Source organism: Komagataeibacter diospyri (genome assembly GCF_043995075.1).
In the GTDB taxonomy this organism is placed as follows: Bacteria; Pseudomonadota; Alphaproteobacteria; order Acetobacterales; family Acetobacteraceae; genus Komagataeibacter; species Komagataeibacter diospyri.
In genome coordinates this window covers 809,579-833,385 of sequence record NZ_CP171836.1, presented here as the reverse complement: position 1 = coordinate 833,385, position 23,807 = coordinate 809,579, and the positions used below count along the sequence as shown (strand labels likewise).

Annotated in this window: 18 protein-coding genes and 2 pseudogenes; 5 read left to right on the top strand and 15 right to left on the bottom strand. The window is 58.3% G+C overall.

Features of this window, described 5'->3' with window-relative positions:
* Positions 1-213: 213 nt before the first annotated feature.
* The 4 genes from ACE2AA_RS03870 to ACE2AA_RS03855 form a co-directional block, all read right to left on the bottom strand.
* Positions 214-723: a RidA family protein gene (locus tag ACE2AA_RS03870; RefSeq protein ID WP_141298825.1), complete on the bottom strand. Its 510-nt coding sequence runs from the start codon at positions 721-723 to the stop codon at positions 214-216.
* A 5-nt stretch (positions 724-728) separates the two neighbouring features.
* Positions 729-1,151 (bottom strand): cytochrome c, encoded by a 423-nt coding sequence (locus ACE2AA_RS03865; RefSeq protein ID WP_141259448.1) that lies wholly within the window; start codon positions 1,149-1,151, stop codon positions 729-731.
* Positions 1,151-2,752: a flavin monoamine oxidase family protein gene (locus ACE2AA_RS03860; RefSeq protein ID WP_395371270.1), complete on the bottom strand. Its 1,602-nt coding sequence runs from the start codon at positions 2,750-2,752 to the stop codon at positions 1,151-1,153. The genes ACE2AA_RS03865 and ACE2AA_RS03860 overlap by 1 nt, the downstream gene beginning before the upstream one ends.
* Positions 2,753-2,967: 215 nt before the next feature.
* On the bottom strand, positions 2,968-5,277 hold the full coding sequence (locus ACE2AA_RS03855) for a TonB-dependent siderophore receptor (RefSeq protein ID WP_141259450.1): 2,310 nt from the start codon (positions 5,275-5,277) through the stop codon (positions 2,968-2,970).
* Positions 5,278-5,905: 628 nt separating this feature from the next.
* On the opposite strand from ACE2AA_RS03855, the pseudogene ACE2AA_RS03850 reads away from it, so the two are divergent.
* Positions 5,906-6,141 (top strand): annotated as a pseudogene (locus ACE2AA_RS03850) (IS701 family transposase); the annotation flags it as partial.
* 48 nt (positions 6,142-6,189) lie between these two features.
* Here ACE2AA_RS03850 and ACE2AA_RS03845 read toward each other — a convergent pair.
* From ACE2AA_RS03845 to tkt, 8 genes are all read right to left on the bottom strand, one after another.
* Positions 6,190-6,468 carry a hypothetical protein gene (locus ACE2AA_RS03845; RefSeq protein WP_395372245.1) on the bottom strand — a complete coding sequence of 93 codons (279 nt, stop codon included), beginning with the start codon at positions 6,466-6,468 and terminating at the stop codon, positions 6,190-6,192.
* A gap of 116 nt (positions 6,469-6,584) precedes the next feature.
* The gene (gene rpiA, locus ACE2AA_RS03840; RefSeq protein WP_395371268.1) at positions 6,585-7,289 is read right to left on the bottom strand and encodes a ribose-5-phosphate isomerase RpiA; all 705 of its coding nucleotides are present in this window, start codon (positions 7,287-7,289) and stop codon (positions 6,585-6,587) included.
* A 77-nt stretch (positions 7,290-7,366) separates the two neighbouring features.
* Positions 7,367-8,116 carry a 6-phosphogluconolactonase gene (pgl, locus tag ACE2AA_RS03835; protein WP_395370054.1) on the bottom strand — a complete coding sequence of 250 codons (750 nt, stop codon included), beginning with the start codon at positions 8,114-8,116 and terminating at the stop codon, positions 7,367-7,369.
* Positions 8,109-8,918 carry a Cof-type HAD-IIB family hydrolase gene (locus ACE2AA_RS03830; protein WP_395371266.1) on the bottom strand — a complete coding sequence of 270 codons (810 nt, stop codon included), beginning with the start codon at positions 8,916-8,918 and terminating at the stop codon, positions 8,109-8,111. Before ACE2AA_RS03830 ends, pgl begins: the two co-directional genes overlap by 8 nt.
* A gap of 58 nt (positions 8,919-8,976) precedes the next feature.
* Entirely contained in the window at positions 8,977-10,509 is a 1,533-nt protein-coding gene (gene zwf / locus ACE2AA_RS03825) for a glucose-6-phosphate dehydrogenase (protein WP_395371265.1), read from the bottom strand.
* 110 nt (positions 10,510-10,619) lie between these two features.
* Positions 10,620-11,621 carry a phosphogluconate dehydrogenase (NAD(+)-dependent, decarboxylating) gene (gene gnd, locus ACE2AA_RS03820; protein ID WP_395371264.1) on the bottom strand — a complete coding sequence of 334 codons (1,002 nt, stop codon included), beginning with the start codon at positions 11,619-11,621 and terminating at the stop codon, positions 10,620-10,622.
* 117 nt (positions 11,622-11,738) lie between these two features.
* Positions 11,739-14,606 (bottom strand): bifunctional transaldolase/phosoglucose isomerase, encoded by a 2,868-nt coding sequence (locus ACE2AA_RS03815; RefSeq protein WP_395371263.1) that lies wholly within the window; start codon positions 14,604-14,606, stop codon positions 11,739-11,741.
* Between the two features lie 87 nt (positions 14,607-14,693).
* The gene (gene tkt / locus ACE2AA_RS03810) at positions 14,694-16,811 is read right to left on the bottom strand and encodes a transketolase (RefSeq protein WP_395371262.1); all 2,118 of its coding nucleotides are present in this window, start codon (positions 16,809-16,811) and stop codon (positions 14,694-14,696) included.
* Positions 16,812-17,843: 1,032 nt separating this feature from the next.
* Here tkt and ACE2AA_RS03805 point away from each other — a divergent pair.
* Complete coding sequence (locus tag ACE2AA_RS03805; RefSeq protein ID WP_395371261.1) at positions 17,844-19,325, top strand: sugar porter family MFS transporter; 1,482 nt, start codon at positions 17,844-17,846, stop codon at positions 19,323-19,325.
* Between the two features lie 46 nt (positions 19,326-19,371).
* Here the strand turns inward: ACE2AA_RS03805 and ACE2AA_RS03800 are convergent.
* A pseudogene (locus ACE2AA_RS03800) lies at positions 19,372-19,680 on the bottom strand (class I fructose-bisphosphate aldolase); the annotation flags it as partial.
* Positions 19,681-19,684: 4 nt separating this feature from the next.
* On the opposite strand from ACE2AA_RS03800, the gene ACE2AA_RS03795 reads away from it, so the two are divergent.
* Positions 19,685-20,254 (top strand): hypothetical protein, encoded by a 570-nt coding sequence (locus ACE2AA_RS03795; protein ID WP_395371260.1) that lies wholly within the window; start codon positions 19,685-19,687, stop codon positions 20,252-20,254.
* Between the two features lie 32 nt (positions 20,255-20,286).
* Here ACE2AA_RS03795 and ACE2AA_RS03790 read toward each other — a convergent pair whose 3' ends face one another.
* Both ACE2AA_RS03790 and ACE2AA_RS03785 read right to left on the bottom strand, forming a co-directional pair.
* Positions 20,287-20,748: a YbaK/EbsC family protein gene (locus ACE2AA_RS03790; RefSeq protein WP_141299900.1), complete on the bottom strand. Its 462-nt coding sequence runs from the start codon at positions 20,746-20,748 to the stop codon at positions 20,287-20,289.
* An 85-nt stretch (positions 20,749-20,833) separates the two neighbouring features.
* Positions 20,834-21,589, bottom strand: a complete 756-nt coding sequence (locus ACE2AA_RS03785) for a class I SAM-dependent methyltransferase (RefSeq protein WP_395371258.1) — start codon at positions 21,587-21,589, stop codon at positions 20,834-20,836.
* Between the two features lie 99 nt (positions 21,590-21,688).
* Here ACE2AA_RS03785 and ACE2AA_RS03780 point away from each other — a divergent pair, with 99 nt between their 5' ends.
* The gene (locus ACE2AA_RS03780) at positions 21,689-22,471 is read left to right on the top strand and encodes a helix-turn-helix transcriptional regulator (RefSeq protein WP_395371256.1); all 783 of its coding nucleotides are present in this window, start codon (positions 21,689-21,691) and stop codon (positions 22,469-22,471) included.
* 192 nt (positions 22,472-22,663) lie between these two features.
* Positions 22,664-23,787 (top strand): IS3 family transposase gene (locus ACE2AA_RS03775; protein ID WP_395371255.1). Its coding sequence is split into 2 segments (ribosomal slippage): positions 22,664-23,024 and positions 23,024-23,787, totalling 1,125 coding nucleotides; the frame shifts between segments, so codons are not numbered across the junction.
* Positions 23,788-23,807 lie beyond the last annotated feature (20 nt).

Here is a 23,807-nt window from a genome sequence, read left to right as displayed (position 1 = left end):
AACAACGATATTCCATGGATAAGATAAAAACTATAACTTATCTCACCAAGACGAACAGCGCCGCGAAGACGAAGTAGACCACCAAAATCATAGCCCTGACATACCTGCAAGAATAGCACAAATGAGAAAAATATTTGGGGCTGGCATAGGTAATTCCTTACATTATGAAACACAACCACAGTACATGCCACTGGGATGAGATATGCCGATCCATTACTTTGCGGGCATACGCACCGCAGTAACCTCGATCTCAACCAGCCAACCCGGATTGGCCAGATGGGCCACACCAAAGGCCGAGCGGACCGGCAGATCCGGCTGCCTGTCGGTACCATAAAACTGGGTATAAGCTTTCATCATCCCGTCAAAATCGAGCTTGCCCAGCTTGGGGTCCTCGGCCATGTAAATGTGCATCTGCACGACATCGCCCATGCCCAGACCCAGCTTTTTCAGTTCATCCTGAATACGCAGCAGCGCGGCATAGGTCTGGGCCTGCGTATCACCGTAGGCGGCAAGGGTATGCGGATCCGCCTTCCTGTCCTGCACCGGCGCGCCCATGCCGCTGAGGTAGATGGTGCTCGCCCCGGCCGGAACCTCGATAGAGGATGCAATGGGAAATTTGCCTGCGGAATGCCGCACGATACCGTCATCGGCACAGGCCGGGACAGCACCAGCCATGCTGGAGAGGATGGCAAGGACCATGGCTGTCTTTTTAAGATCGAACATTCGCTTCACTGTTCCTTCTGCTGTACGGCAGGCCGCTGGGCCGCGACATCGGCGGGCGTGACGGTATCCGTATAATGATTGCCAAAATGCGTGCGGATGTAATTGACCACACTGGCAATCTGGTCATCTTTCAACGTGCCCGAAAACCATGGCATGCCGCCATATCCGTTCATGATGACATAAACCGGATACCCACTGCCCTGCAGTTTGGCATTGCTGGCAAAGGCGGGGAATTGCGCACCGGCACCGACCGCCCCTTTGCCGTCGGGCATGTGACAGCCCTGACAGACATGACGATATACGTCCTCGCCCGTATTCAGGGGCTGGACCTGCCCCACGACCGAACTGGCGCTGTCCGCCTGTACTGGACCAACAGGGACCAGAAGCAGCGGGACGGCAAAAATGGAAAACAGAAGAAACTTGCGCATCAGCTGGCTCCCTGCGCACGGCTGTGCAGTTGGGTTATGGCATCCAGCGCAGACAGGATGGCCCCTTCCTGCCAGCACCCCACATAGGATGCATGCTCGCCAGCCAGCACGATACGGTTATCCATGGTGCACAGCGCCTTGTAATGGGTCCTGCGCGCCTGTTCGCTCCACATCGAGCAGCACCCCATTGTCCAGGGCACGCGGCTCCATGCAAAACTGACGCCGTTGGAGAATTCCTTGCGGTATTGTTTGTGGAAGACCTCACCCTGCGTCAGGGCATGCTCGATCCGCTCCTGCGGGGTCATGCCGGCAAAATCATATGCCGCCGGACCAAACATGTACCCGCCCAGCAAGACCGCGGGGCCGCGGGAGAAGTAGCCGTGACTGGGATAGGAAATCTGGCTGATCGGCTGATCGGTAAAGCTGATTCCGCCATATATCTGGTCATCCTCCTCCCAGAACCGGCGTTTGAACTCAAGCCCCAGCTTGACGGAGGACGCATAGGGCACCGCCATGATCGCGGCCCTGAGCGGTGCGCTGACCTGCACATCAAGCTGCGAGAGGATGGGCAGCGGGATGGTGCAGACACAGTAATCGGCCTCCGCCTCACGCACGGCACCACCATGGCTCATATCGTTATAAGTTACTTTTACGCCCCTGTCGTCCTGATGGATCGATGTGACCTTGCAGTTCAGGGTGATCAGGTCGTGTACCTGCCGGTTGAAGCCCTTGCCGATCATGTCCATGCCGCCTACGGGCTGGAACATGGTGGTCTGCATGTCCAGACGTTCATGGAAGGCAAGCCACGTCCACAGGCCGGAACGCATGACATCCTTGCGGGCAAACGGCTCGGATGGAACAGGCGCGCCGTTTATGCCGCCACCCAGCGCCTTTTCATATCCACGGGTTTCGGAACTGATGATGCCCCTGGTCCAGTTCAGATTGGAATCAAGGCAGCCCCACTGCCGCATGGCGGTCATGACATGTTCCTGCTCATCGGCCAAGACCATGTCGTCCAGCTTGTGCTGGTCAATCGCCTTGCCCAGAAGTTCCGCCGTGAAACCATGGAAATCTGCGGCAAATTCCCGGTACCGGACCGGCTTGCCATCAAATGCCGTGCTCGAATGGAGCCATGAATTGTGGTTCAGTTCCACAAACGGTTCCAGTTCCACCCCGAATTCACGACAGTAATGCAGCAATCCCTGATGATGGTAGGGAATACGCCATGGACCGGGATTGATGTAATTGCCCGATGCGAAGCTGACCTTCTGGGTGGCTCCCCCCAGTTCGGTTACGGTATCCCCCCCGCGCAGGCTGATATTACGGCCACCAGCACGGTTCTGGAATTCCAGAACCTGCACATGGTAGCCTGCCTTGCGCAGTTCATAAGCGGAAAGCATGCCTGCAAGCCCTGCCCCCAGTACCAGCACGCGTGTCCCGCGTTTCGCACCGGACAGGACGGGCGGAGACGTGAAATCCGTACCCTGCGCATGTCCCAGGGATGTCATGGCCTGATACAGGGCGGCACTACCGGCGAGCGTGCCAATACGGGTCAAAAGTTGCCTGCGCGTGGGTACCTTGCGCGGATGAGCGTTTGTCACCAGAAAATTCCCATAACAACAACCGTGATGAACCTGCCTCCATTGCTCCGGACTGATTCTGGCTGGGAACAATGCAAGCGGATATGAAGATCATGCCTTTCCGGCCATGGACGGATTGCCAGATGGCCGCAGGAAACAGCAAGGTTTCTGCCCATCGTCAGTAAAATACCCATGGTGTCGGCCATGGGTATTTTGACTTCAACTGTCAGGCCGGATCAGAAGTTGGCATTAAGACGACCGTAATAATACCCGCCATACATGGGAATCTGGGCGGAATCTTCATCATAAGGCATGGCGCCCAAAGCATTAAGCGCCTGCGGGACCATGCGTGGACGCACGTTGAATACGTTATTGGCACCGACTGCCATATGCCAGTTTTTCTTGAAACGGACGCCAATTTCAATATCCGTCAGCCAGTGTGGCGTATTGATGAACTGCTGCAGGGCGTTGTTGGAGTACTGCAGGGCCGCAGGACCCCAGTCCTGATACTGCATCATGTCGCTGGTCTGGCCATAGCGGGTCTGGCGGATATTAAAATCCCAGTTCCGATAGGTATAATATGCGTTCAGGATGATCTTGCTGCGCGGATAATCGGTTGTGATTGCCGCGATATCCGAAAGGTTCAGGTCCGCGCCGTTATGATGCAGGCGGGTACGGTTGAGGTCGATCGACATCGACAGCGCCAGATTGCCGTATTGATGGAAGCGGAACATGTAATCCGCCTTGATGTCCACGCCCTGTGTGCGGGTACTGGCGCCATTGGTGAAATAATCGGCATAAACATCGTTATAACCGGTAAAACCGGTTGGCAGGGAAGCCAGCTGGGCAATGGCCTGCGCCGCAACCTCGCCCTGCGTTGTATTACCGTAAGGGGTAGAACCGCCGAAGTTCGTATCCTGCACGATGCGGTCACGCATATTGATCTGGTAGACGTCCGCTTCAACGTGGAAACCATCGACAGGCTCCAGCACGATGCCACCGCTGACACTGGTGGAGCGCTCGGGCTTCAGCTTGGTCGCGCCAATGGCCTGGGCCGCCGAGGAATCAGCGGCAAGCAGGCCGCTGGCACCCGTGGGTGAAACATTGACGGCGCTGAAATGGGATTCAGCCAGCGTCGGGGCACGGAAGCCCGTGCTGATGGTGCCACGGATGGCAATACGCTTTGTGAAGTTGTAACGTGTTGAAATCTTGCCATTTTCTGTATTACCGACATCGGTGTAATGCTCCAGCCGCCCGGCAAAATCCAGTTCCCATTTCCTGGTCAGGCGGAAATCACCATCCAGATACCACGCCCAGATGTCACGGTACCATGTGCCTGCCGAACCGGGGGAGATGCCGGCATAACCCTGCGTGCCGCCCCCCAGGTACGAAACGGGATTACCTGCGGTGATGTTGTAGGATTCCATCCGTTCTTCAGCACCAAAAGCGAGCGTCATCGGAACAACGTCCCCGATCTTGAAACGACGACGGAAATCGACGTTGTTGGTCCATTGCACCATGCTGTAGCTTTCAGCCCGCGCCTTACGCGGACTGGAACCGTATTCAGTGACATAAGATGTGTTAAGGGTATTCTTGTTGCCGATCTTGTCGATATCTTCACCATAGGTGGAACTGATATCCCAATTGAAGCCCATGAAGTTGTCACCCTTCAGGCCCAGTGTGGCGGCAAAATCGTTTTCTTCCATGGTTTCCAGCGGTGAAAAACCATAGGGCGCAATAGCGGCACAGGCCTCGCAGGAACCGCCGACAGTGGGCGTGCGATAGTTTTCATACGCTTCCGCATGACGATGGGCGTAGGTAATCAGCCCATAGAAATTGATTCCGGGCGTAAACTGCTTGCCCCATTCAATCGCCAGATTTTCACGCGTTTCTTCCGGCGTGCTCATGATCTTGTTGGAACGTGTTGAAATTTTTCCAGCATTGACACCGGTATAGGTCGCACTGCTGGCATCGGCAGGCTGGGAACCAAGCAGGCGGTGGTCCCGCGCATTGTTGGCCACGAAATGGTCCGTATGGTACATCTGGCCGCTGATATGCAGGAACCCGCCCTGTCCCAGTTTCATGCCACCATCGGCATTAAGCTGGTAGCCCCAGCCATCACCGTTATAGGCATTCGCGCCGGTCTGGCCGCTCAGGTTCAGGCCATGATCCTGTTTCTTGGTAATAATGTTGACCACACCGGCAATCGCGTCCGAGCCATACATGGCGGCCGCACCGTCTTCCAGCACTTCGATATGATCGATGGCATTGGCCGGAAGCATATTCAGGTCAACCGGGGTCGAACCTGAATCCGGTCCTGAATCAGCATACAGATTGGCCGTCGTATGACGGCGCTTGCCATCAACCAGCACCAGCACTTCGTTCGGGTTCAGACCACGCATGCGAATGGCGGATGTCAGGGCGCCCGCATCGGCCCCCATCGTGCTGACATTGATCGAGGCATAGGTACGGGTCAGGGCATCAGCCAGGTTCATCTGGCCCGACCGGCGCAGGGTTGCCGCGCTGACGACCGAGACGGGACTCATGCTGTCACGCGCCTTCCGATTGACCGTGTGCGTGCCGGTCGACACGTTTATTGTCTCGACGCCGGAACTATTTACACCTGCGTTATTTTCTTGCTTCAGGTTCTGCGCAGCACGCGTATGCGTCTGCGCCGTCGTTGCACGACGTGCGCGGACTGTCCCGTTTTTTTCTGGATTCTGTTCCTCTGTTACAGAATTTCCACTGGGTGTTGCGGCAACTGCTCCGAAAGAAACAAAAGAGCAGATAGTTGTAATCAGGAAAGAAGTTCGTCTGTTCATGATGCCCCGCGATTCTTCTGTCGATTTACGATATTGACGGGACGTAATGATTATCGAGAAAAAAATACTCATCACATCGTTTCGACATCAGTACGTTGCAGCAATGCGACACCTCGCTTTACATCACGTTATGTTGACAGTCTTAAAAATCAGAAAAGATGATATTCACAAGTAGTAATAAATAAATGACATATGCAAGAGCAGCAATCGAGAACTCTGATTGTGATATCAGCTGATTATACGCAGGCTTGCAGATCCCTCCGGCACTACAGTTGCATTTTATGCATGCGTTCATATTCTGTGGGCAACCATGATTCAGTATTTCATGAATGATGGAACATAAGCTGAATAGATGCAGGAACTATCGGCGTCCACGCTTCAGGCAACCAGCAAGCAGATCGTTCCGCTGTTTTACTCAGAAGCGTGTCGCATCTTCTACGTGTACCTTCCCTGTTGGCCTGATCGGTAATGAACCACGCAAAACGGGATGGATACGTTCGGAAGCGGCAGGAGAGCCCGGTACATGGCGGTCAATAGGCGCCTCTCGATCGCGGGCAATGGGACGCCGATGCCTTTCGTGACGCCATCGGTCACGCGATCACATACTCACCGGACCACGTCTCATGCCTGCGTAATTTAATCAAACAGGTCTCCATCACCCCCGGCGCGGTTCAGTCGGCTACCGGGAAACCTGTGCGCGATTTCCACGTATTTCCGTGCAGCGCACTCGTCATTCCATAATATGCACGGCCGCAGCGCTGTCCCCTGCGTGCCCGGCAGCACCGCGCCATGCTGCCGTCCTGACAGGTCGATAGCGATGACGGTAGCCATCCCCCATATGGAATGAGCCGCCAGCGCGTCCATTGCCTGTATCAACGCGGCCGACCAGTCCTGCGGTACCTGTTCGCTCCACATGGCTGGGTGGATGGGACCAGCACCTGCTGCGTGCCACTCATTCGCACGGCCTTGAGGCTTGATATGCCCGGATCAAGCCCAACAACCATGATTACTTTCCGCCGTAAAGGGCGTGGTTATCCGGCCATCAGGTGCTTCAGGCCATCCCGGCCTGCCACGATAACCTCGGATGTGCGGCCAATGAACAGGCCACTTTCGATCACGCCCACGATGGAGCGGATCTGGCGTGCCAACGCCACGGAATCAGCGATTTCCCCAAAATTGCAATCCAGGATCAGGTTGCCGCCATCGGTATTGAAGGGTATGCCATGCGGGTCCAGCCGCAGGGTGGGACGCGCGCCCAGATCCTGCAGCCGGGTGGCCGTCAGTTCCCAGCCGAATGTCGTGACTTCCACGGGTACAGGCATGTGGTGACCCAACCGTGGCACCAGCTTGCTTTCATCCACCACCACCACGAAGCGGCGTGAGGCGGCGGCCACGATCTTTTCACGAAACAGCGCCCCGCCCCGGCCTTTTATCAGGTTGAGCGTGCCCATCTCCACTTCATCCGCCCCGTCAATATCAAGGTCGATCTGCGGGTGGGTGGCAAACGTCACCAGCCTGATCCCGTGCGAACGCGCCTGCTCGGCCGAATGCTCCGATGTGGGAATGGCGGCAAATCGCAGCCCTTCCGCCCAGCGGCGACCCAGTTCATCAATCATGTAAGCTGACGTGGTGCCCGAGCCGAGGCCGACCACCATCCCTTCCCTGACCATGGATGCAGCCTCGATCGCGGCGAGGCGTTTCTGTTTCTCACGCGGGTCGCTTGTCTGGGCTGTCATGTCCGGGCTCCTGCTGTTCTTCTGGCTGGCTGTATCCTTTCCGCACCCCGCTGAAGGCGCAGTGGTGTTCACGGCATTCATTGTCCCGCCGCCGCCTTGTCCATAAGCCAGATGAGTTCGCCCTCGGTCGTGATGTGGCTGGCGGGTTCCGCCGGATCACCGGCGCGCACTTTCGCAAAGGCCTCGCGTTTGCCAGCACCCGCCAGCATGAACACCACATGGCGGCTGGAATGGATGGCGGGATAGGTCAGCGTCAGGCGTGTATGCGGCGCATCATCGGGCACGCAGGTCGAAACCCACAGCTTTCGCTCGTCAAGCACCGGCTGGCGCGGAAACAGCGATGCGGTATGCCCGTTATCACCCAGCCCCAGCATCACCACGTCAAACAGCGGGCGACCGGGTTCCAGCACCGTGCCGCCATACACCTTCTCCAGCTCCGCCTGGTATGTCGCCGCCGCCTGCGCCGGGTCGCCCGATGTCGGCATGGGGTGCACATTGGCAGGCGGCACGTTTACATGCGCCAGCATTTCGGCTTCCACCATGTTATAGTTGCTGGCCGGGTCACTGTCGGGCACGAAGCGTTCATCACCGAAGAAGAACTGCGTGTTCGCCCACGGGAAACGGTCACGATAGGCGTCGGACGCCAGAATCTGGTACAGCCGCTTTGGCGTGGACCCACCCGATAGCGCGATCACGAACGGGCCATCCTTTTTCGCCAGCGCCTGTTCCGTCAGCCATTTCGCCATGTATCGGGCAATGGCCTCGGCATCGGGCAGGACCACCATCGCGCCCGTTTTCACGTCCTGTCCAGCTGTCATGTCATGCATCTCCCAGCACGAATTTCTCGATACCACGGGCGAATCCTTCCTCCTCGCACGATGTCGAGACATGGGTCGCCTGTTTCTGCACCTCGGGGCTGGCCTGCCCCATGGCGATCGACATGCCGCTCTTGCGGAACATCAGCACGTCGTTGGGCTGGTCGCCCAGTGTCACCATCTGGCTGGCTGGAATGCCCAGCAGGCGTTCCAGCGTCATCACCACGCCGCCCTTGTTGGCGTCCCTGTTGGTCACATCCACGTAGTACGGCTGCGACAGGGCGGCTGATGCCGTATCGCCCAGCGCCTGCTGCAGGTCGTGCTCCAGCCGCTTCATCAGTTCAAGGTCATCACTGACGCCGGTGATCTTGACCACCTGATCCAGCTTTTCTTCGACATTGCCGACCACGGGCGGGAACTTTACCGTCCACTGCTCACGCGCGACATGGGGGGCGTCGAGTTTCGAGACAATCCAGTCATTGCCATTATAGACCCACGGGTCAGCCTTGTGGTCGCGGATGATGCCGATCACCTTGCGCGCGGTATCGGCTGGCAGGGTGCGGGCCTCGATCACGGTGAAATCGGGCCTGACCATCATGCCGCCGTTAAAGCCCGCGATCGGTTCGGAAATCTTCAGCGGGTCGATGACCATCTTCATGCCCCTGGGCGGGCGGCCGCTGGTTATGGTGAACAGGATACCGCGTTCACGCAGGCGCTCGACCGCCCGGATTGCGCGGGGTGTCAGGATCTTGTCCTTCGTGACCAGGGTGCCATCCACATCGGCCAGGACAAGGCGTATTTCGGGATCAGACACGGAAGTGTCCTCCTGTCAGCGTTATATCAAACAGTTTTTGGGCACGCATCAGGTTCCGTCAGGACCCGATTTTCAGCCAGTGCCGGTGATCGCGGGCCAGCAGGTCATCAGCGGCCTTTGGCCCCTCGCTGCCAGCGGTGTAAAAATCCAGTCCCGCGGGGGCGTGCATCCAGTCAAGAACAGGCTGGACCACGCGCCAGCCGGCCTCGATATTGTCCGCGCGCTGGAACAGGGTCGCATCCCCGATCATGCAGTCATACAGCAGCGTCTCGTAGCCGGTGCTTGGTCCTTCGTGAAACCATTCGGAATAGTCGAATTTCATGCGCACACCGCCCAGATGCACTGTGGGACCGGGGATCTTGGCGGAGAACTGCAGCGTCACCCCTTCAGTCGGCTGGATGTGCAGCAGCATGATGTTTGGCGTCAGCTTGTCCACCGGTGTATCGCGGAACAGGGCATAAGGCGCTGACTTGAAATGCACCGCGATTTCCGTCTTGCGCGCGGCCAGGCGCTTGCCGGTGCGCACATAGAACGGCACCCCCGCCCAGCGCCAGTTGTCGATCATGAGCTTCATCGCAACATAGGTTTCGGTATGGGAATGCGGGTCCACGCCGGGTTCGTCACGATAGCTGGCAACTGGCTTTCCCTTGATCCTGCCTGCCGCGTACTGGCCGCGCACCACGTCATGATGCTGCACGGTATGGATCGCCTTGAGCACCTTGGTCTTTTCATCACGTACGGCGTCGGCATCGAATGAAATGGGGGCTTCCATGGCCGTCATGGCCAGAAGCTGCATGACATGGTTGGGCACCATGTCGCGCACTGCACCCGTGCTTTCATAAAACCGCGCGCGCTGTTCCACCCCCACCGTCTCGGCTGCGGTGATCTGCACATGGTCGATATTGTCGCGGTTCCACAGGGGTTCAAAAAAACCATTGGAGAAGCGCAGGGCAAGGATGTTCTGCACCGTCTCCTTGCCCAGATAGTGGTCGATCCGGTAGATCTGGCTTTCATCAAGCGTGCGCAGCAGCCGTTCGTTCAGCGCGATGGCGGATTGCAGGTCGCTGCCGAAGGGCTTTTCGATAATGACCCGGCGAAAGGCCTTCCCGCTTTCCTTCGCAAGGCCCGATACGCCAAGCTGGTCCACGATCGTGCCAAAGAAACGGGCGGCCACCGCAAGATAGAAAATGCAGTTCTGGTTGCCGATTTTCCGGGCAAGGACATCATATGTCGCGTTATCCTCGAACGAGCCGCGCACATAGTCGATGCTGCAGGACAGGCGCTTCCATACATCATCATGCAGGGTGACGGCTTCGGTCCCGCGACTGGTTACGAAATTTTCCAGTGACGCATGAAAGCTCTGGCGCAGGTCGGCAGCCGAGACATCGGCCCGGTCCACCACAATGATGGAGAAATGGCTGTCCAGCAGCCCCGCACTGGCCAGATTGTAGAGTGCTGGCACAAGAAGGCGATGCGTCAGGTCCCCGCCCCCGCCAAATATGACAAAGACCCCTGGTGGCCCGCGACGCGGCACGTTTTCATGCCGGGTGTCGTCAATCTGCGAGGACGCGGATGCGACAATGCTCTCCATCTTGCTTCTCCCTGAACTTTTTTCAGCGTGTAAAACCCGGCCAGACCGCCCGCGGTCGTTATGGTGCCAACGTGGTCTGGCCTGCCGGGTGCGTTATCAGGCGCGAAACATCAGTTGTTCGTGCCTTCGATATGGCCACCAAAGCCGAAACGCATGGCAGACAGCATCTTTTCGGCAAAGTTGTTACCCGTGCGGGAACGGAAACGCGTGAACAGGGCTTCCGTCATGACCGGTACGGGAACGGCTTCTTCGATCGCGGCCTCTATGGTCCAGCGACCTTCACCGGAATCCGCCACGTCGCCCTTGTAATTGGACAGGTCCGGGTTGCCCGCCAGCGCACGCGCCGAAAGGTCGAGCAGCCAGGACGAAACCACACTGCCGCGCCGCCAGACTTCAGCGATATCGGCCATGTTCAGTTCAAACCGCTGGTCTTCGGCAAGGTCGGTGGAATTCTTGGACTTCATGACATGGAAGCCCTCGGCAAAGGCCTGCATGATGCCGTATTCGATGCCATTATGGACCATCTTTACAAAATGGCCGGACCCCGCAGGACCGCAATGCAGGTAGCCCTGCTCGGCACGCGGATCGAAACCGGGTTTATCGCGGTTCGGCGTGCGGGGGATATCGCCAAGGCCCGGTGCAAGGGCCGACAGGATGGGGTCGATATGGTCGGTGGCATCCTGGGTGCCGCCGTACATCATGCAGTAGCCACGTTCCAGCCCCCACACGCCGCCCGATGTGCCGACATCAACATAATGGATGCCCTTCTTCGCCAGTTCGGCAGCCCGGCGGATATCGTCCTTATAGAAGGAATTGCCGCCATCGATCAGGATGTCACCCTTGTCCAGCAGGCCGCCGAGTTCCTTTACCGCCGCTTCGGTCACGGGGCCTGCGGGCAGCATGAGCCAGATGATCCGCCGCTCCGCTGTCAGTCTGGAGACCATGTCCTTCAGGCCGGATGAAGCAATGGTCTTTCCGGCCACGGCCTGTTCCGCGATTTTGGAAATCACGGCGGGCGTACGGTCATAAAGCACCACTTCGTGCCCGTGACGTGTCAGGCGGATGGCGATGTTGCCCCCCATCTTGCCCAGACCTACTATACCAATCTGCATAATTCTTACTGCTCCCGTGGCAGGGACATGCCCCGCATCGTCAGCCCGCGTTCGGGCTGATAAAAAAATGGGCCCCACCATTTCCGATGGTCATGGCGGGGCTGCTGCGCTGCGCGATCAGACGGCGGCCCTGATGGCCTGAGCCAGTTTTTCAAGGCCGGCTTTCAGGTCACCGTGGATATGCACGCGCAGGACGCGACGACCGCGTTCGCCCAGTACTTCGAGATCCCCTCGGGCCTGCGCTTCCTTGACGATGCTGAAGGTGTATTTCTCTCCCGGTACCGGCAGGTTTACTGCGTCATCACATGTGATCTGCAAAAATACGCCCGTGTTGGGCCCACCCTTGTAAGCCTGGCCGGTGGAATGCTGGAAGCGCGGGCCGAACTCGGCCGCCGTGGCCAGTTTCAGCCCATCGCGCACCGACAGCCGCACCTGCTGCAGCCATTCGCGCGTGGCCGTGTCGCGGTCGATATAGGCCAGCAAGGCGACATAATCGCCCGCCTTGCCGCGAGCGAAATGGGCCTTCAGGATCCCTTCCGCCGTATGGCCGACCCTGAGTGCCGCCGCATTTTTCGGATCGGCATAGAAGGCAAAGCTGCCGTCTTTCGCGAACGGTTCGTACGGCGGCAGCCTGCCGGTTTCGTTATAGGCGGTGGTGATCTTTTTCGTCTCGATCTTCGATGCCTCGACATCAGGCTGGTTGAAGGCATTGATGCCGATGATTGAACCGGCGACGGCGGTCGCAAATTCCCAGCGGAAGAATTCCTCGGCAATCTGGCAGCGGTCATGCAGTTCGATTGTTACAACCGGCTCACCTTCCGCGATCAGCTTTTTGACCGCCGCGTCCTGCTTCTCGCACGGCTTTTCGCTCAGGCGCAGGTAGATGAACACGCGGTCCTTGCCATAAACGGATGCAGGTCCGGCGGTTTCCCCATCAATGGGGATCAGGCCGCGGCCATCCTTACCCGTTGATTCCGCCAGAAGCTGTTCCAGCCACGCGCCCATGTCGTATATGGCAGGCGACGCCAGCAGCGTGACCTTGTCCCGACCGAAATTGCGCGCGGCCACGCCAAGCACACTGCCCAGTACCACGCCTGGGTTCTGCGCGGGCGGAACCGATGCAGCGCAGGATTTTTCACCCCGCAGCGCGGAATCCAGCAGCCGCTTCAGCGGCAGGCCAGCGATGGCTGCGGGCACCATGCCGAAATCGGACAGCACGGAATACCGACCGCCGATCTGCTTGTTACCGTAGAAGATTTTCCAGAATCCATCTTTCTTCGCCACGTCTTCCATGTGCGAACCGGGATCAGTGACGGTGATGAAGTGCGACCCGGCCTTGTCCCCCAGCACCTTTTTCGCCTGATCGAAGAAATAGGCCTTAAGGATATTCGGCTCCAGCGTGCCACCGGACTTGGAGGAAACGATGAACAGCGTCCTGCTGATATCGATCTTCCCCTGAAAATCCCGGATCTGCTGAGGATCGGTGCTGTCCAGGACATACAGGTGCGGGAAGCCTTCATGCTTGCCGAACGTCACTGACAGGACTTCCGGCCCAAGGCTCGATCCACCCATGCCCAGCAGCAGCGCATCACGGAAGCCGCGCGCCTTTACTTCGGCCTGGAATTCCTCGAACTTCGACAGGTCCAGCAACTGGTCATCAACAATGCTCAGCCATTTCAGCCAGCCTGCCTCGTCACGGCCCGTCCACAGCGTGGCGTCCTTCGCCCACAGGCGGCGGACATTGCCCTGCGTGCGCCATGTTTCCAGTTCCGCCCGGACCGCCGTATCAAGGTCGGCGGGCAGGTTGGGCGTGGTTGTGGTGACCTTGTGGCCCAGGAACGCCGCCTGTTTGGCCGCAATCGACCCAAGCAGGGCGTCGAACGCCTCCTCGAAGCCGCGCACCCCTTCATCCACAAGGGTCCGGGTCACGCCATCCAGATCAAGGCCAAGGCGCCGGACCTCAGTGATTACCTTGTGCGCGCCCGCAACGTCCTGCGTCAGGGTTGGGGCAACGTTGCCGTGATTGCGGAAGTCATCAAAGGTCGCAGGGGGAATGGTGTTGACGGTTTCCGGGCCGATCAGGCCGTCAACGTACAGCACGTCGCTGAAGGTCTTGTCCTTCGTGCTGGTGCTGGCCCACAGCAGGCGCTGGGGCATGGCGCCAGCCTGCGCCAGTTTCTGCCAGCGTGGGCTTTTTACCACGCCCTGCCAGTATTCATAGGCCTGCTTGGCATTGGCGATTGCGACCTTGCCACGCAGGGCCTTCAGCGCGGCTGCGTCTTTGTCCCCCGCTGCGACGCGATCATCGATTTCCTTATCGATCTTTACATCGATGCGGCTGACGAAGAAGGAGGCGACGCTTGCGATCCCTTTCACACTTTCGCCGCGCGCCAGACGGTCCTCCAGCCCGGCGATATGGGCTTCCACCACCTTCTTGTATGCACTCAGCGAGAACAGCAGTGTGACGTTGACATTGATCCCCGCAGCGATGGCGGCCTGCACGGCAGGCGCGCCTTCATCCGTTCCGGGGATTTTGATCATGAGGTTCGGTGCACCTACCGCAAGCCACAGCCGCCGCGCTTCGGCAATGGTGGCGCTGGTATCACGCGCAAGATAGGGCGAGACCTCAAGGCTGACATAGCCATCGACCTTCGCGGTCTGTTCATAGACCGGATGCAGCACCTTCGCCGCTGCACGGATGTCATGGATCGCCAGTGTTTCATACAGCGTCCCGGCGTCAACGATCTGGTGTTCGAGGATCTGGCGAATTTGTGAATCGTAATCGGTGCCGTGGCCCATGGCTTTCTGAAAGATGGACGGGTTGGAGGTGACCCCTTTCAGCCCGTCTTCCTCCACCAGCTTTTCCAGCTTGCCGCTTTCGGTATAGGAACGCTGGATGAAGTCCAGCCACGGGGACTGACCAAAGCGGGCCAGTTGTTTCAGCGGATTGGCGGCCTCAGTGGTGCCGGCGTCATACGCAGTCATGGTGTATTTCCTTTATGGTATTGCGGATGTGAACAGCCACCCGGCAGGCGATGTCCGATAGCGGTCCCGTCGCAATGGTGGTTGCGCTCAGCGCGCGGCAAGCTGTCTGCGGGCTTCAGTCATGACGGCTTCCACCGTGAAGCCGAACCTGACCTCCAGTTCATCCGCCGGGGCGGACGCGCCGAATGTGTGCATCACGATGGTCGCCCCCCGCAGGCCGACATATCGTTCCCACCCAAGCCGTGCTGCCTGTTCCACTGCCACGCGCGCGGTGACATCCGGCGGCAGCACGCTATCGCGATAGGACTGGGGCTGGGCTTCGAACAGGTCCCATGACGGCATGGAGACAATGCGGGCCCTGACCCCTTCGGCCCTGAGCTGCTCGAACGCTTTCACGATCAGCCCGACCTCGCTGCCCGTTGCCATAAGGATGACGTCGGGCATGTCAGCGCTGCTGTCAGCCAGAACATAGGCACCCTTTGCCAGCCCGGAAGCCGGGGCATAGGTCTTGCGGCAGATGGTAGGCAGGTTCTGGCGGGTCAGTACCAGAACGGTGGGACGGTCATGCAACGGGACAAGGGTGCGCCAGGCCTCCACGACCTCGTTGGCGTCCGCCGGGCGGATCAGGGTCACCCCCGGTGTCGCGCGCAGCTGCGCAAGCTGTTCGACCGGCTGGTGGGTCGGGCCGTCTTCCCCCACCCCGATGGAATCATGGGTGAAGATATACAGCACCGGCAGCTTCATCAGCGCCGCAAGGCGGATGGGCGGCTTCATATAATCGGAAAAGATGAAGAAGCCGGAGCAGTAGGGCCGCAGGTACGATAACGCCAGCCCGTTGCAGATCGATCCCATGGCATGTTCGCGCACGCCGAAGTGCAGGTTGCGTCCGCCATAGGTCCCGCCCCATTGCGGTGGCTGGAAATCACCCGCACCATCGAATGTCAGGTGTGTTTTGGTGGAGGGCGAAAGGTCGGCCGAGCCACCGATCATCCACGGGTAGCTGGCGGCCACCTGATTGAGCACGGTCGCGGAACTGGCACGGGAGGCGAGTCCTTTCGCATCCGTCGGGAAATCGCTGATCTGACGGTCCCAGCCTTCGGGCAGCTTCCCGGCCAGGATCAGGTCAAGTTCGGCGGCCAAGTCGGGGTGCGCCGTGCGGTAGCGCGCCAGCAGGTCGTACCATGCCCTGCTGGCGGCTGCCCCGCGTGTGGCGATGCCCTGCTGGAAATGTTCCGGCACGCCCTCGGGCACATAGAAACTTCTGTCTTCCGGCCAGCCGTAGAATTTCTTGGTTTCGCGTATTTCCTCCACCCCCAGGGGCGAGCCATGCGCCGCAGCCGTGCCCGCCTTGTGTGGCGACCCCCAGCCGATGATGGAATGCACGATGATTAACGTCGGCCGCGATGTCTCAGCCTTCGCTTCGGCAAGCAGGCGGCGGAAATCGCCGGTATCGTTGGCGTCCTTCAGTTCCAGCACGTGCCAACCATAGGCCTCGAAGCGTTTATGCACGCTTTCGGTAAAAGCGATGCGGGTATTGCCTTCGATGGAAATATGATTGCTGTCATAGATCCATGTCAGGTTCCCCAGCTTCAGGTGGCCCGCAATGGACGCAGCTTCGCTGGACACGCCTTCCATATTGTCGCCATCGCCGCAGAACGTGTAAGTGTGGTAGGTGAACAGATCGAAACCGGGTTTATTGAAATGCGCGGCCAGCCATTTCTGGGCGATGGCCATGCCGACGGAATTGCCACACCCCTGTCCCAGCGGGCCGGTCGTGGTCTCGACGCCTGCGGTGTGGCCATATTCCGGGTGGCCGGGGGTACGGGAATCAAGCTGACGGAACTGCTCGATATCCGCAAGGGTCAGCGAAGGCCTGTCCGCCAGCACGCGCCCGTCCTTCACGTCACGGATACCGCTCAGATAGATCAGCGAATACAGCAGCATGGAGGCATGGCCGATCGACAGTACGAAGCGATCGCGGTTGGGCCACAGGGGATTGGCGGGGTCATAATTCAGGACCTCGCGCCACAACGCATAGGCTGGCGGGGCAAGCGCCATAGGTGTGCCCGGGTGGCCGGAATTGGCTTTCTGCACCGCATCCATAGCCAGTGTACGGATTGTATTGATGCAGAGGGTATCAATATCCGCCCGTGCATTGCCGGCACCATCAGGTGCCCATACGGGACAAGGAAATAGTGAACGCATGAAAACCGTCCTCCGTTATCACGGCCAGCCCTGTTCGCTACGGGCGTTACATGGAACTGCATGAGGGGACAGCCTTCATCCGGTCATGCCTGCATGCCACGTACGTCACATACCTGTGCCGAGATCCATTACCCTGCTGCCATCCATGACAGTACAGGGACTGATGCGCCGACGTATTTCCAGTACAACCCGCAGGCCAGATGTAATTGATTCAGTCTTGCGGTTTATTGATATGGAACAGTGCGTCATGTCTGGCGCGGCAGTTCCTGCATTGAAGTCCCAATCCGGGCCTAACGCCAGCCTCGTTCATTCACGAGTCCTTGATATTTATTTATTCTTTTTACGCATAGCTATACATTTTCCATATGCTGTCATGGCCGTGTGACAAGACATGGCAAATCCTGAAAATGTGCTGTTTCCCAACGTTTTTTAGCAAAGAACAGAGGTCAAGAATGCATAGGCGCATGGACCGTGCCAGACGCCATGAAACAGGCGCGGATACAGCCCCAGTACACAAAAATATGTGCATGTTTGCATATTTCAGAAATAACAGAAGGATAGAATCGAATGTATTTTTATAATTTATGAATATAATATATGTGAACATAAATACGTTCATGGAGCCGACTCAGATCAGCACACGATTCTTATGACGGTGCCAATTTCGTTACTTATATCTGCAATACAGGTTTCATATAATCTGTTCCATATACCATTCCGTTGGACATTTTCCCGTCCACCATTTCTGAAAATGATGGGTATCAGACCTGACGAACGGCCCTTTATCGCCGTTATCAGGATTTTCTTAGATTTATATAAAAATTTTAGATATCCGGGTCACAGAAAAATGTTGGCGATCGGGTTCATATCTGTTGTTCAGCAGGGGACAATCCATGCATTGATGCATGCATATCAGCGTCTGTAATGACCTGCCCGTTCATGATGGCCAATCCTGACGATCACGAACCTTCAGCAACAGTCACGTAACGGGACAGACGTATTTCAATAAATAAAAAGAGAAGGTACTCCGCAATGCCCGAAGAAGACCTGCTTACCCATGACATGACATGTGCCGCACCGCAGGGTCAGACGACCGCCCACGACACGCCCGCAGCGGGACATGCCATTGTCGTGGGCGTGCTGGCAGCCCTTGCCGGTCTCATGTTCGGGCTGGATACCGGGGTCATCGCGGGCGCGCTGCGCTTTATCGGCACGGATTTCAATGCATCACCACGCACGCAGGAATGGATCGTCTCCTCCATGATGGCGGCGGCAGCCGTAGGCTCGCTGATCGCCGGGACGATCTCGTTCCGTCTGGGACGCAGGCGCGCGCTGCTGGGTTCATCCGTTCTTTTTCTTGTCGGTTCCCTGATCAGTGCGCTGGCCCCGTCCGTTGCCATGCTTATCATCGGTCGGATTTTCCTTGGCTTCGCGGTGGGAATCGCGGCTTTTACGGCACCGCTTTACATATCCGAAGTCTCGGCCGTGACGCAGCGCGGGTCGATGATCGCCTGTTACCAGTTGATGATGACGGGCGGCATCTTCCTGTCCTATGTAACCGATGGCATGCTCGCGAATGGTGCACACTGGCGATGGATGCTGGGACTCATGACCGTGCCTGCGACCATATTCCTGATTGGTTGCCTGTTTCTGCCAGACAGCCCGCGCTGGCTCATGATGCGTGGGGAGAGGCTACGCGCACGCACGGTGATGCGCTACCTGCGGCCAAGCCCGCAGCAGGCTGACCGGGAAATATCCGATATTGCCACGGAACTGACCCGCGGCCGGTCGGAAGGTTTTTCGTTTTTCCGCAATAACGCCAATTTCCGGCGTTCGGTCGGACTGGGTATCATGCTGCAGATCATGCAGCAGCTTACCGGTATCAATGTGCTGATGTATTACGCGCCCAAGGTCTTTCAGGCCGCCGATTTCGGCGCATCCGCTGCAGGCTGGGCCACGGCGCTGATCGGCCTGATCAACCTGGTCGCCACGTGCGTCGCAATCGTGACTGTTGACCGCTGGGGCCGTCGGCCATTGCTGCTGCTCAGTTGCGCCATCATGACAGGTAGCATGCTGCTGGCGGGTAGCCTGGTTGAATATGGTGGCCATGACACCACAGCCCAGGTCGCCATGGTCGGGTCGCTGCTGGTGTTTGTGTTGGGGTTCGCCATCGGTGCCGGGCCGCTGGTCTGGACATTGTGCGCCGAAATACAGCCGCTGCGGGGTCGTGACTTTGGCATTGTCTGCTCCACCTTTACCAACTGGGCGACCAACTGGGCGGTCAGCAATACATTCCTCAGCGTGCTTGATACATTGGGGGAGGCCCATACGTTCTGGCTGTTTGCCGGAATGAATGCTCTGTTTATCGTAATCACGCTGTTTTACGTGCCGGAAACAAAGGGGGTTTCGCTGGAAGATATTGAATCCCACCTGCTGGCGGGATGGCCCCTGCGTGACCTGGGTGCACGTTCCCTGCCGCAGGGTGGAAAGATGCCCACACGTCCACCTGCCTGACACAGGACGGAAGCCGTTTTTGTTTGAGATGAAAGAAAGACGAAGATCAGACCTTCTGCGTTGAAGCCCTGAAGATCTGCTCGATGAACTTTGTAGGAACTGCGTCAAATTCCGCATCCGTCATGGTGTAGCGTAGATCCTGCAGCAGCGCGCACGAGAAGCTGACGATCATGCCATGGCTCTTCTTCGCCAGACGCTGGCACGCTGTGTCACATGGATACCCACCGGACAGTACCACGACACGCTGCACGCGCGAGTGCCTGATCAGGTCAAGGTAGAGATCGGCCTTTTCAGGGATCGAGACCTTGATCATCACCTGATAGTCACCGGGCAGCGCATCAAGCCCACGGTGCAGTCCAGTGGAGGTGATTGAAATCTTTGCGCCGTTATTCCTGCAGACCCTGCATCACCAGGGCCCTCTGGTCGCAGGCTATCTGTCCGCGCTGATGGCTGCAGGCTGGTCTACTGGTTCTTTTGCCGGTTCTGGGGCATCGGGAAGAAAGGCGCGCCGACTGCTGGCTGCTGCTCCTGTTCTGGGACTGGGTGCAATCCTGTTTCTGGCATGGTGGATGCCACACGACGTCCACGGTGGCGTTACCGACATCCTGCCGATTGCCATGGCCTTTATCCTTGTCGGAGCCGGTGTGGGGATGGCATGGCCGCATCTGCTCAGCGGTATTGTTCGTGCAACACCGCAGCCCGAACAGGGCGTGGCTTCAGCGTCCCTGACCACCGTGCAACTTTACACGACTGCCATCGCAGCAGCCGTGGCCGGAACCATCGCGAATGCGGCCGGTCTGGCCAGTCCGGACGGGACAGCCGGAATACAGGATGCCGCCTTCTGGGTGTTCGCAGTGTTTTCGATTGTCCCGTTTGGTTCTGTCTTTCTTTCCCGTAAGGTCCTGTCCGTCCAGCAGAAACACAAATGACGATTATGTCGGGTCTGCAGGCAGTTTCAACGTCAATGCTGGCTGACATCCACCCATTCTGCGCCAACAAGTTCTGCAAGCCGATCCGGCGTCAGACACACGGAACTGTTCCGGTCACCGGCGGCAGGCCAGACCACGTCAAACGCGCGTAAAGAGGTATCGCAGAACACCCGGACCGGCTGTGGCAGCCCGAAAGGGCATACGCCACCGACCGGATGGCTGGTCAGTGCCAGCACCTCTTCCGCTGGCAGCATACGGGGACGGTTTCCGAACGCAGCCTTCGTCTTGCGGTTATCCAGACGTCCTGTCCCGGCCATGACGACCAGAATTCGCTCATCCCCGACTTTCAGCGCCAGCGTCTTGGCAATCTGCCCTTCCTGTACGCCAAGCGCCTGAGCGGCTTCAGCCACCGTTGCGGTACTGTCCGTCAGCACCACGGGTTCAATATCAGGTGCGTTTGCCTCAAAAAATGTCTGCACGGACTCCCGGCTCATCTCTATTCCCTCACGATGCTCGAAAACAGTTCCTGATCTGAATGATTACACATCCTGCACGTCTTCAAGACAATCACAGCCCGGTTCACAACGGTGCCACCTGAAAACTGCCAACATCGATCATGAAACTTCCGTCTGCCTCAATCCCGAAATAGTGCTTCACTTCTTCCGGTGCGGCCTGCTGCAGGGAACGGATGGCCATGACCCGCTCAGTCGGGGTTTTCGTGCGTGCCACCCAGCTTGCGAAATCCATCCGCAGGCGATGGGTCTGAAAGGCCTCCAGCGCGAACCCCGCCTGCCCCAGAAAGGCCGTCCATCCGGCAGATGAATAATTCCTTACATGCGAGATATCGCGCAGCAGTTCCATCGACTGCAGCCAGCTATCCAGCAGGGCTAAAGACGGAGCCGTCACGTCAATGAACAGGGCCATGCCTGAAGGAGCCAGGACACGCCGTGCCTCCCGCAGACCTGCCAGAGCATCCGACCAGTGATGGGTGGTGAAGCGGCAGAACGCGGCGTCAAAGGTTCCGGCTTCAAACGGCAGTTCCTCTGCCGGAGCCTGCAGAGTTGTAACATTGTCCAGACCCTGCCGTGCGGCTTCCTGCGTCACCGCCTCCAGCATGGGAGCCGTGACATCGCAGGCAACAACCTCTTCGACATGGGGCGCCAGACGGTAGGTCACATGCCCTCCTCCACAGCCCAGGTCCAGAACACGCCGCAGGTCTTTGCCCGCGACAAGGTGCTCGATCCTGTCCAGATCGCTGCCCTGACCATGCACCGTGCTGGCAACATAACCCTGCGCCCGGTCACCATAATGCCTTGCCGCATATGAGTCCGTCATCTTCTATCTTCTGCCTCCTGTTTAATCCGTGGCATCAGACTGACGGATACAAAAATCAGGTATAAGGTCTCATTTTATACTGGTATAAAAACCACCATCATGACCCGTCTCTCTGAACAGTACCGCGCCCTCGGGGCTTTCCTGCGTGCGCGGCGTGATGTCCTGTCTCCTCAAGATGTTGGATTGCATGTCCTGCCCGGACGGCGTCGGGCCCGGGGGCTGCGACGGGAAGAAGCTGCCCAACTCTGTGGTATCAGCACGACATGGTATACGTGGCTGGAACAGGGTCGGAACGTCTCCTGCTCGGCGGCAACACTGGCGCGCATTGCCACGGCCCTGCATCTGTCTCCGGCCGAGCGACTTTATCTGTTCGAACTGGCCCAGTTGAAGGACCCCGACGCCTCACGGCCCGTCATCGCATTCAGTCTTCCGGAACCTGTCCGGACTTTCCCTGAGCAGGTAACCGTACCCTGTTACGTGCTGGATCCCCTGTGGAATGCCTGCGTTGCCAACGAAGCAGCCCGGCGTCTCTTTGTCGGATGGCTGGATAGTGAGGAGCGCAACCTGCTGCGCTATGTGTTTCTCGACCCTGCAGCCCGTACCTTTCTGGATGACTGGGAAGGCAGCGCACGGCGGGTTCTGGCCGAGTTCCGGGCTGCCAGCATCCGTGGCGACAAACAGCAGGTAGAAGCACTCGTGCAGACGCTTAGATCCCGCAGCCCGGATTTTGAACGCCTGTGGCATAACCAGAGTGTATTGTTACGGGAAGGCGGTCCTCGCCGGTTTTACCATCCGGTAGAGGGTCCACTGGACTTTGACCAGACCACCCTCACCTTTACGATATGGCCGCACTATCATCTGGTGACATTGAGGCCACGATGAGCATTCCCCCCTCCTGACGCTTTCATGGCTTTACCGTCGGGCCAATCAGTAAACAGCACAAAGCGTCGCCTCATGACGGAAACGGGTGCTTCCTGTCCCGGCAGGAAAGTCAGACGACGTTTTGTGGACTTGTAACGGTTTTGTGCCGGTTATCTGAGCGTTTTAAGCTTGTATCAGGAGACCGACGAGATCATGAAGCATACGGAAGATTTCAAACGCGAGGCCGTGAGGATTGCGTTGAGCAGCGGGCTGTCACGCACGTGCATTGCGGCCGACCTTGGTATTGGCAAATCCACTCTGGGTAAATGGATAGGGAAGTACCGTCCGACCAGGCCGACATCCGAGCCTCAGGGTGACCTGGCCCGTGAGAATGAACGTTTTCGTCTGGAGAACCGGATTCTGCGGGAGGAGAGGGAAATCCTGAAAAAAGCTATCCGGGTTCTTCGCGAACCGGAAGCCATGAGGTTCGCCTTCATCCAGGGGCATCGGCAAGAATGGTCAATCGGGAGGCTCTGCCGCGTTTTGCAGGTCCCGGCACGCGGTTACCGGGCCCGGCATCCCGACCGGCCTGTCAGCGCCTGCGCACCGATCTGAAGATACTGGCGCATATCCGTGAACATCATGCCCTGGGCAACGCCTCCTGCGGACGGCCCCGCATGACCCTGGAACTCAGGGAAGCCGGGCCGGATGTCGGGGAACGTCGCGTTGGCCGACTGATGAAGGACAACGGAATCCGGCCCGTGCGCACCCGTCGCCACAAGGTCACGACCGACAGCCACCACCAGACTGGCATTGTGGCCAACCTTCTGGATGGCGACTTCCCTGCTGATAGGCCCAACCGGAAATGGGCGGGAGATATCAGCCATATCTGGACCGCCGGGGGCTGGCTCTATCTGGCGGTCGTTATCGATCTGTTCAGTCGTCGCGTGATCGGGTGGGCTGTCAGCGACCGGATGAAAAAGGATCTGGCCATCCGTGCCCTGGACATGGCGGTACGGCTGCGTGATCCGGCGCCCGGCTGCATTTTCCACTCTGATCGTGGCAGCCAGTACGGCTCTCATGATTTTCAGGAAAAGTTGCTGGCCCATGGGCTGCCGGCTTCAATGTCCGGAAAGGGAAACCGTTTTGACAACGCTGCTGTCGAAACATTTTTCAAAAGTCTGAAGGCGGAACGGCTCTGGAGACAGAACTGGTCAACCCGTCGCGAGGCTACCGCCGCCATCTTCCAGTATATCAATGGGTTCTACAATCCACGCCGACGCCATTCATACCTGGGCGGCATCAGCCCCCTCGCTTTCGAAGCAAGGGGGGCGTAATCACTTCCTGACCGGCACAA